The organism is Planosporangium flavigriseum (assembly GCF_011947225.1).
In the GTDB taxonomy this organism is placed as follows: Bacteria; Actinomycetota; Actinomycetes; order Mycobacteriales; family Micromonosporaceae; genus Planosporangium; species Planosporangium flavigriseum.
Genome location: NZ_JAATVW010000023.1, coordinates 67,986 through 76,005, shown reverse-complemented (window position 1 = coordinate 76,005; position 8,020 = coordinate 67,986). Strand labels below are relative to the sequence as shown.

General features: G+C 66.8%; 6 protein-coding genes. 1 reads left to right on the top strand and 5 read right to left on the bottom strand.

Going from position 1 to position 8,020, the window contains the following annotated elements; all coding sequences use genetic code 11:
• Positions 1-1,306, bottom strand: a 1,306-nt coding sequence (locus tag HC028_RS23890; RefSeq protein WP_168079648.1) for a PAS domain-containing protein, incomplete at its 3' end; no start/stop codon positions are given.
• Positions 1,307-1,775: 469 nt separating this feature from the next.
• Between HC028_RS23890 and HC028_RS23885 the strand changes: the two genes are divergently transcribed.
• A complete protein-coding gene (locus HC028_RS23885; protein ID WP_239075635.1) occupies positions 1,776-3,488 on the top strand; it encodes an LVIVD repeat-containing protein in 1,713 nt (570 codons plus the stop codon).
• Positions 3,489-3,564: 76 nt separating this feature from the next.
• Here the strand turns inward: HC028_RS23885 and HC028_RS23880 are convergent, their stop codons facing one another.
• The 4 genes from HC028_RS23880 to HC028_RS23865 all read right to left on the bottom strand — a co-directional run bounded on the left by HC028_RS23880 (position 3,565) and on the right by HC028_RS23865 (position 8,016).
• Positions 3,565-4,236, bottom strand: a complete 672-nt coding sequence (locus HC028_RS23880) for a DUF305 domain-containing protein (protein WP_168079647.1) — start codon at positions 4,234-4,236, stop codon at positions 3,565-3,567.
• A 98-nt stretch (positions 4,237-4,334) separates the two neighbouring features.
• Entirely contained in the window at positions 4,335-4,913 is a 579-nt protein-coding gene (locus HC028_RS23875; protein WP_168079646.1) for an LURP-one-related family protein, read from the bottom strand.
• Between the two features lie 773 nt (positions 4,914-5,686).
• Entirely contained in the window at positions 5,687-6,757 is a 1,071-nt protein-coding gene (locus HC028_RS23870) for an LCP family protein (protein WP_239075638.1), read from the bottom strand.
• Between the two features lie 110 nt (positions 6,758-6,867).
• Positions 6,868-8,016, bottom strand: coding sequence for a glycosyltransferase family 4 protein (locus HC028_RS23865; protein WP_168079644.1), 1,149 nt, complete (start codon positions 8,014-8,016; stop codon positions 6,868-6,870).
• Between the last annotated feature and the right edge of the window lie 4 nt (positions 8,017-8,020).

Sequence of the window (8,020 nt, the reverse complement as noted above, 5' to 3'; positions counted from 1 at the left end):
GCCCGGCCGACAACCGGCCCAGCGACTCCAGCTTCTGGTCATGGCGGGCCTCGACTTCACGCCGCTGCCGCTCCCGCAACTCGGTGATGTCGCGGAAGACGACCACGGCGCCACCGACTTTGGACCCTATGTACAGCGGCGCTGACGAGTACGAAACCGGGAAGATCGACCCGTCCTTGCGGGTGAAGACCTGATCGTCGCCGCAGATCGGCCGACCTTCGGTCCGCGCTGTGACCGCCGGGCACTCATCAGTCGAAATTCGCGTCCCGTCGGCTCGCTGGAAATGCACAGTGTCGTGCATAGGCTTACCGAGCAGTTCCTCCGCCGTCCAGCCGAGCAGCTGCGAGGCGGCCCGGTTCACGGAGGTCACTCGGCCTTGGTCATCTATTGTGTACAGGCCCTCGGCCATGTTCTCCATCACGGCCGACCGGAACGCCTCGGCTTCCAGACGCTTGGTGATGTCGAGCACCACGAGTCCCACACCGACGATCGCGGCGTCGACCCGCACCGGGTAATACGTAGCGAGCCAGGAATGGATCCGGTCGGGCTCAGCGGCGGTCCGCCCGATCACTTCCACGTCGAGAACAGCTTCTCCGGTCTCCAACACCCGACGATAGAGCGGTTCGATTCGGGGCCACACCGTCGGAACGATCTCGGCGACCGTACGCCCGACCACCTGGTCCACGGGCAAGTCAACCATTGTGGCCAGCGAGTCGTTGGCGCGGACGAACCGGAACTCACGGTCCACGAAACCGAAGCCGACCGGCGAGGCCGACTGGATCGTCTCCAACAGCCTCAGCGTCTCGGCGGTCTGTTCCTGGACGCGGCGTAGGCTCTCCTCCAACGCCTTTCGGTCGTCGATGTCGGTGGCGGTGCCGATCCACTTCGCGATCTGCCCGTCCGTGCCACGCACCGGCACGCTGCGGAAGTAGTGCCAGCGGAACTGGCCATCGACGCGGCGGAACCGGTATTCGAGCTCGTAAACAGTCCCGGTTCGAATGGCCTCATCCCACGCTTCCCGGACCCGGTCGACGTCGTCGGGATGGACCAACGAGAGCCACTGCCCGCTGGAGCTCGCCTCGGCAGAAAATCCGGTGTACTCGGTTGCCTGGCTATTGACGTACTGCGTAGAACCGTCCGAATCCGCCGTCCACAGGAGGTGCGGAATCGTGTCCGCGAGCACGCGCAGACCACCCTCGGCCGACCAGAAACCCACATCGGCATCCGGAACATTGTGCCTATGTGGAGGTTCCTGGGACGGTTGGCTCTCAGCCATTGCACACCTCGCTAGCAGGCTTTGCGACACACGGCAGAACCATTTGCCTGCCTGCTCAGATGCGGCGCTTTCGCGAGCGCGCGCATCGGCGTCACAGCCTGTGGTCCCTATGTGCCTACGCTCGGCGTCGTTTGGCGCTTCGATCGGCTTCCCGGAAGCCAGTCTGAGATAAAAACCAAAATCAGCTTAAATATTGACAAATAGAGTATTTATCGCGATGCCACCTCCGACGGCCCCCGCCGATGCCGCCGTTGAGGGCGGCCGGCCGGCCCGTGCTCGCAGGCGAGACGTTCCCCGGAGACCCCCGATTCCAGACCCTTAAACATCTACATATCTTGTTGGAGCACTTGACCATTGATCGACCGCCGATACGGTCCTTACCTACACGACGCGCGCGCTCACCCCCCATGCACGTCGCGTCAGGTCTCTCGACCGGAGGGCAGCCATGAGACCTCTTTTACGCTCCAGATCACGTAGGAAATGGCGAGCGCTCGGCCTGATGGCCACCGGGCTACTCCTGGTCGGCGCGCTCCCGGGGACGGCTTGGGCAGCCGAACCCGATCCACGCGTCGGACTCGGTGCCGGCTGGCTCGACGCCGAGTCCGCGAGCAGCAACGTAAAGCTGTTGGCACACCGCGACAAGCCGGCGGGCTTCGTTGACCCGGCGAACCCCGGCAACTTCGGGTACGTCGCGTCGGACCTCGCCTTCGGCGGCAAGTACGCGTTCCTGGGCAACTACAACGGGTTCAACATCGTCGACGTCTCCAACCCCACCAAACCGAAGCTCGCCACCAGCGTCGTGTGCCCGGGTGGGCAGGGTGACCTGTCGGTCCACGGCAACCTGCTCTTCATGTCCGTCGAGGAGTCCCGCGCACGGGTCGACTGCACCACGAACCCGGCCGGCACCCGGTTCCAGGGCATCCGGGTCTTCGACATCAGCGACGTGCTGAACCCGAAACAGGTCGCGGCCGTTCAACTCTGCCGTGGTTCCCACACGCACACGCTGGTGACCGACCCGAAGGACCCGAACAACGTCTACGTGTACGTCTCGGGCACGGCCGGAGTGCGGCCGGCGACGACGATGGAGGGCTGCAACACCAACCCCGCGACGGGCGAGAATCCGTCGAGGTGGCGGATCGACATCATCAAGGTGCCGGTGGCAGCGCCCGAGCAGGCCGCGGTCGTGAACCAGCCGAGGCTGTTCACCGATCCGAAGACCGGCCGGATCGACGGTCTACAGAACGGGCCACAGGCGCCCCAGCACCCGTCCGGCGGGCCCTGGTTGCCCAGGCCGGACACCAACGCCTGCCACGACATCACCGCCTTCCCGGCGATCGGGTTGGCCGCCGGTGCGTGCCAGGGCAACGGGATCCTGATCGACATCTCGGACCCGGCGAACCCCGTCCGGATCGATGAGGTCTCCGATCCGAACTTCGCGTACTGGCACTCGGCGACGTTCAACAACGACGGCACCAAGGTCATCTTCACCGACGAGTGGGGCGGCGGCGGCGCTCCGCACTGCCTCGCCTCGGAGCAGCCGCAGTGGGGCGCCAACGCGATCTTCGACATCGTCGATCGGAAGATGAAGTTCGCCAGCTACTACAAGCTGCCGGCTCCGCAGAGCACCCAGGAGAACTGCGTCGCGCACAACGGGTCGCTGATTCCGGTCCCCGGCCGCGACATCATGATGCAGGCCTGGTACCAGGGCGGCATCTCCGTGTTCGACTTCACCGACTCGGCGCACCCGCGTGAGATCGCGTTCTTCGACCGGGGTCCGGTCAAGGCGGACACGCTTGAGCTCGGTGGGTTCTGGTCGGCGTACTGGTACAACGGCAACCTGTACGGCAACGAGATCGCCCGAGGCCTCGACGTGCTCGCGCTGACGCCGAGCGCACTCCTGTCGAAGGCGGAGATCACGGCGGCCTCGCAGGTGAAGCTCGCCCGGTTCAACGCCCAGAGCCAGCCGAAGATCACCTGGAAGCCGAGCTTCGCGGTCGCGCGTGCGTACTACGACCAGCTCGTACGCGCCAACGCCATCGACCCCAAACTGAAGGACCGGGTCGATGAGTTCCTGGACCGTGCCGAGGACTACGCGGACGGCGGCAAGCGGTCCGCCGCGGCGGCGCAGCTACGGGCCGTCTCCAACAAGCTCGACGCCCCGCAGCACCAGAAGTTGAAGCAGGCGATGCTGGACCTGGCGGCATCGCTCTGATCGATCGCTGACCGAAGGGCACCTCGGCTCGCTGGTTTCGGGTCGAGGTGCCCTTCCTTCGTCAACCGGGCGGATCTCACTGCGTCTTGGCCAGCAGCTCCTGCATCCGCTGAATCTCGATGTTCTGGTCGGCGTTGACCTCACGGGCGACCTGGTCGCTCGCCGGCTCGAGCCCGCCACCCGTCGCGTACAGTTCCGCCACCATCGCCAGCGCCCCCTGGTGGTGGCGGATCATGTACTGGAGGAAGAGCCGGTCGAACTCCGAGCCGCTCGCCTGCCTGAGCTGGCCGAGCTGCTCGTCGCTGAGCATCCCCGGCATGAGCGTGTCGTGCCCGGGGTGACCCGTGTGCGGCTCGGGGACCTGCTCGCCCCGCTCCTGGAGCCACTGCTGCATCCGCCCGATCTCCTGGCGTTGCGAGATGTCGAGCCGCCTGGCGAGCAGCGTCAGCTCCGGGTTGGTGGTACGCCCCGGTAGGAGTGCGGTCATCTCCAGCGCCTGAGCGTGATGCGGGATCATCCTCCGGAAGAACAGCGTGTCGGCGGCGGTGTGCCGGGACGGCGGAAGCTGAGAGACCTCGTTCGCCGACAGTGTTTTACCTGGTTGACCCGGCGCGCCCGGCTGCACCACGCGCGCGCTCGGCGGCCGGCCCGGCGAATCGCCAGTGGCCCTGAGGGCGACGAACACCCCCGCGCCGACGGTGACCGCGGCGATCGCAGCCGAAATGATCAGTCGACGCGACGAGGACATGACTCCCGTACCTCTATCCGAGCTTGAGCCGCAGACGTGAGAGCCATCGTGCCTCACCTCCGCCACCGTCACTAGGCCCACCGGCGGACCCGGCCGGATCAGCGGCTCTGCAGCGCGTCCAGGCCGACCGCCATCGCGATCACCAACCGCCGGTCCAGGCGTGGGTCATGGATATCGACGCTGTACCTGTCGCGCAGACCCCACTTCCGCACAACCGAAAACGCCGGCTGGCCGTCCACCGTGAAGTCGAAGTGGTAGGGCAGCCACGACAGGTAGTCCACGAAGCGCCGCAGCAGCGCCACGACGAGGTTGCGCTCCTGCCCGGTGGCAACGCCCAGGCCGGGCTGCTCGACATGCCAGGTCGAGCGCAGCAGCGACTTCGCGAAGTCCTTGCGAAACAGCCCGATCGGGGTACCGCCGGCGTCGGTCACGTCGTACGTCGCGCCGAGGTCGAGCACCTGGCGAGCCTTGAACCCCAGGACCGGCTGCTGCTTGGTGTCGTCGGCGTACAGGGTCACCTGCTCCTTGAACGCCAGCCGCTTCTGCTGGGCGAAGGCAAGCAGGTCGCCCTCGGACCCGTCAGGCCCGGCCGCCCGCACCTCGTACTGGTTGACCATCAGCCGTACCCGCTGCCGGACAATCAGCCGCTGCTGAGCCTGGAGTTGCTGCAGTTCCATCTCGTCTCCCATCAATGTGGCCCGGGGAGTGTCGCACACGACGACGCTTGCGTGGCCCCCGCCGCTCACCCGGCTTGGGGTTGACCCGCGCCGTGACAACGCGGTGTGCTCCGCAAGCGGCTGTTCCTACACCACCGACGCCCGTCCTTAGCTGCCGAACCATCCATCGGATGGCGGCAGACGCCTGATCGCGTCCGGTCGAGTGGCACCCGGTTGACGACGCGGCAATCGAAGCGTCCGGGAGAACATCACGACAGCGGTTTCCCGCTTCGGGCACGGACCGGGGATCCCGCACTCGACGCACCGGCCGTCGGCGCTGGACGTCACGTGCGTATCGAGCAGGTGCTGCGCCTCGGCCAATTGTGTATCTGCCGTCATGGCGTAGTACGTGGTCGTCGTCATCGCCTCGCTCCTTCTCGCTGGTTTTCCACCGCGCGCAGACAGTCGATCATCGGCGCCGACCTCCTGCCCACCAGCGAGGCCCGACGTTCCGGAGACGCTGTGCGGTCGTCGTGCCGCCGGACGACCCCCGGCCGGCACGGGGCGCGGCCCAGCCAGCACACCGAGGGCAGACTTTGACGAGGCCGCACACGGCACACCATCTGCTCTTGACCTTGAATGACAGCAATCCCGCAAGAAAGCCGAGCAGCATCGCCAGGATGACTGCGACGCGGAAGGTTCCGCAAGCATGCCGTCAGCCGTTACAAGAGCAGAACGGCCCGTTACCGAAATCAAGGTAACGGACCGTTCGCGCGCGTTTCACTCCCCGGCCATCACTTGGGTACCGCGGGCAGCAGATCGTTGCTGTGGGCATTCGCGTAGGCCGGCACGGTGTCGTTGTTCACCGCGTTCCACAGCTCGGTGCCTTGCGCCACGTTGAGGCGTACGACGCTCTGGTCGCCTTCCCAGCCGGTCCCGGTGGTGGGCACGGTCAGGAAGGTGATGCCACCGTTCCGGATACCGGGCACGTCGAAGGCCAGCGATCGCATCTCCGCGTCGGACAGTCCGCTGTCGACCGAGAAGGACTTGGTCACGGCGTCCATGAGACGAAACGCGCCTACCGGGTCGGTCGCCGGGTTGAACGTGTTGAGCTTGTTCATGACCGCCCGGATCAGGTTCTGTTGGCGCTTGACCCGGTCGAAGTCGCCGTTCTCCAGACCGTGCCGCTGGCGTACGTAGAAGAGCGCTTTCGTGCCGTCGAGGTGGTTGACGCCCTTACGGAATCGGTTGCCGACCAGGTCGACGGTGTCCTGGGCGATCTCGACGTCGACGCCACCGATCGCATCGATGATAGAGGTGAATCCGGCAAAGTCGATGATGGCGAAGTGGTCGATCCGTACGCGCGTGAGGTTTTCGACCGTCTTGATCAGCAGACTGGGTCCACCCAGCGCGTACGCCGCATTGATCTTATTCTTGCCCTTGCCGGGGATCTCGACCCACGAATCCCGGGGGATCGAGAGGACCTGCGCAGAGCCGCGGTCGGCCGGGATGTGGACGAGCATGATAGTGTCCGTACGCTGCGCGCCCGCCTCCCAGGCCTTGCTCTTCGCGTTGCTTCCGGTCGTCTGCTGGCCGTCCCTGGAGTCGGAGCCGAGCAGCAGGAAGTTCGTGCTGTTCTTGGTCGCCGCAGGCTTGGTCGGACGTTGCTTCTCGTCGAGTCCGGCGAATGCGTTGTCGATCCGGTTGACGTTGCCGGTAACCCTGTTCATCAGGGTGTACGCACCGATGAGGGTGACGCCGAGCAGGATGGCCAGACCGCCGCAGATGCCGAGAAGGATCTGGCTGCGCCGGCTCGTCCGCCTCTTGGCAGGCCGTCCCGAGCCACCGCGCCCTACCGCCGGCATCACGACGGTCGAATCATCCAGCGGGGCGCTCGGCCGGGTCGAGGTCCGCGGGCCCGTCGGATTCCTCCGATCACCGGGCGGCCCGGAAGACGAGCCGCGGTAAAGAGTCGTCACAGCGCGGCGCTCCTTTCACTCGCGGCCCTGTCGATAACCAACTGACCACCAACGAGAGGCATTGCCTGAGTGAACACGGAACCAATTGTTTCGTCCACCCGGACACCGGGGCTGTCCGCCGGCTTTTCGGTCACCGTGGCGGGATACACGGGTACCCGTAGCAGCAGCCAGACCGCAGTCACCCCCACAGCAACGACGCCGGCGAGGACGGCCGGCGCAAGGAGCACACCCCCGGCGACGAGTACGCCGAGCGCACCGGTCAGCGTCGCCATGGCCATCAACATCCACGGCACCTGGGAACGGGTCAGACCGAGCAGGCGTAGCCGGTGCGTGACGTGGTCGGTGCCACCGGCGAGCCAGCTGCGCCCGGCACGGCGCCGCGAGATCAGCACGAGGCTGGTGTCCACCGTCGCGATGAACGTGACCAGCACGAGCGCGGTGAGCGCACGGAGCGGGTGCCCCTCGGCACCGCCGCCCGCACCGATCGCCGCCGCCGCCGAGCCGGAAATCAGGAAGCCGATGAACAACGAGCCGGTGTCACCCATGAAGATGCGCGCCGGCGGCCAGTTGTGGCACAGAAACCCGGCGGCCGCTGCGGCGAGGCAGATCAGCAGGATCGCCACTCCGGGCTGCCCCGTCGAGAGGGCGAGCGCCGCGAGCATGCCGGCCGTCGCCACGGCGATGGATGCGGCGGCGCCGTCCATGTTGTCCAGCAGGTTGAACGAGTTGGTCAGGACGACCACCCAGACCGCGGTGAGGACGGCGTCGACCCACGGGTTGCCGGAGACCGGGATCCGGATCCCGCATCCGACGAGCGCCGCCGCGACCGTCATCTCCGCCGCGAGCCGTGGCCCGGGACGCAGCGACCTGGCGTCGTCCAGGAGGCCGATCACCGCGACAGCCAGCCCGCCCAGCAGGAGCACCATCGGGCGCAACGCCCAGGTCGGCGCGAAGAAGAGAGCCGGTACCAGTGTCCCCGCCGCGACAGCCGCGCCACCCAGGTAGGGAGTGGGCCGAGCGTGCGCCTTGTGCGCGGCCGGGCGGTCGGTGAGGTTGAGCCGCAGCGCGAGTCGACGCAGCGGCTCGGTCAATCCGCCGGCGAGCCCCATCGCGGCCGGTCCCGCGACGAGGATCGGCCAGATCATGGCG

Excerpts from the sequence above, each read along its gene's own strand:
- HC028_RS23885 (WP_239075635.1), top strand. The coding sequence starts at position 1,776 with ATGGCCACCGGGCTACTCCTGGTCGGCGCGCTCCCGGGGACGGCTTGG.
- HC028_RS23880 (WP_168079647.1), bottom strand. The coding sequence starts at position 4,236 with ATGTCCTCGTCGCGTCGACTGATCATTTCGGCTGCGATCGCCGCGGTC.
- HC028_RS23875 (WP_168079646.1), bottom strand. The coding sequence starts at position 4,913 with ATGGAACTGCAGCAACTCCAGGCTCAGCAGCGGCTGATTGTCCGGCAG.
- HC028_RS23870 (WP_239075638.1), bottom strand. The coding sequence starts at position 6,757 with ATGCCGGCGGTAGGGCGCGGTGGCTCGGGACGGCCTGCCAAGAGGCGG.
- HC028_RS23865 (WP_168079644.1), bottom strand. The coding sequence starts at position 8,016 with ATGATCTGGCCGATCCTCGTCGCGGGACCGGCCGCGATGGGGCTCGCC.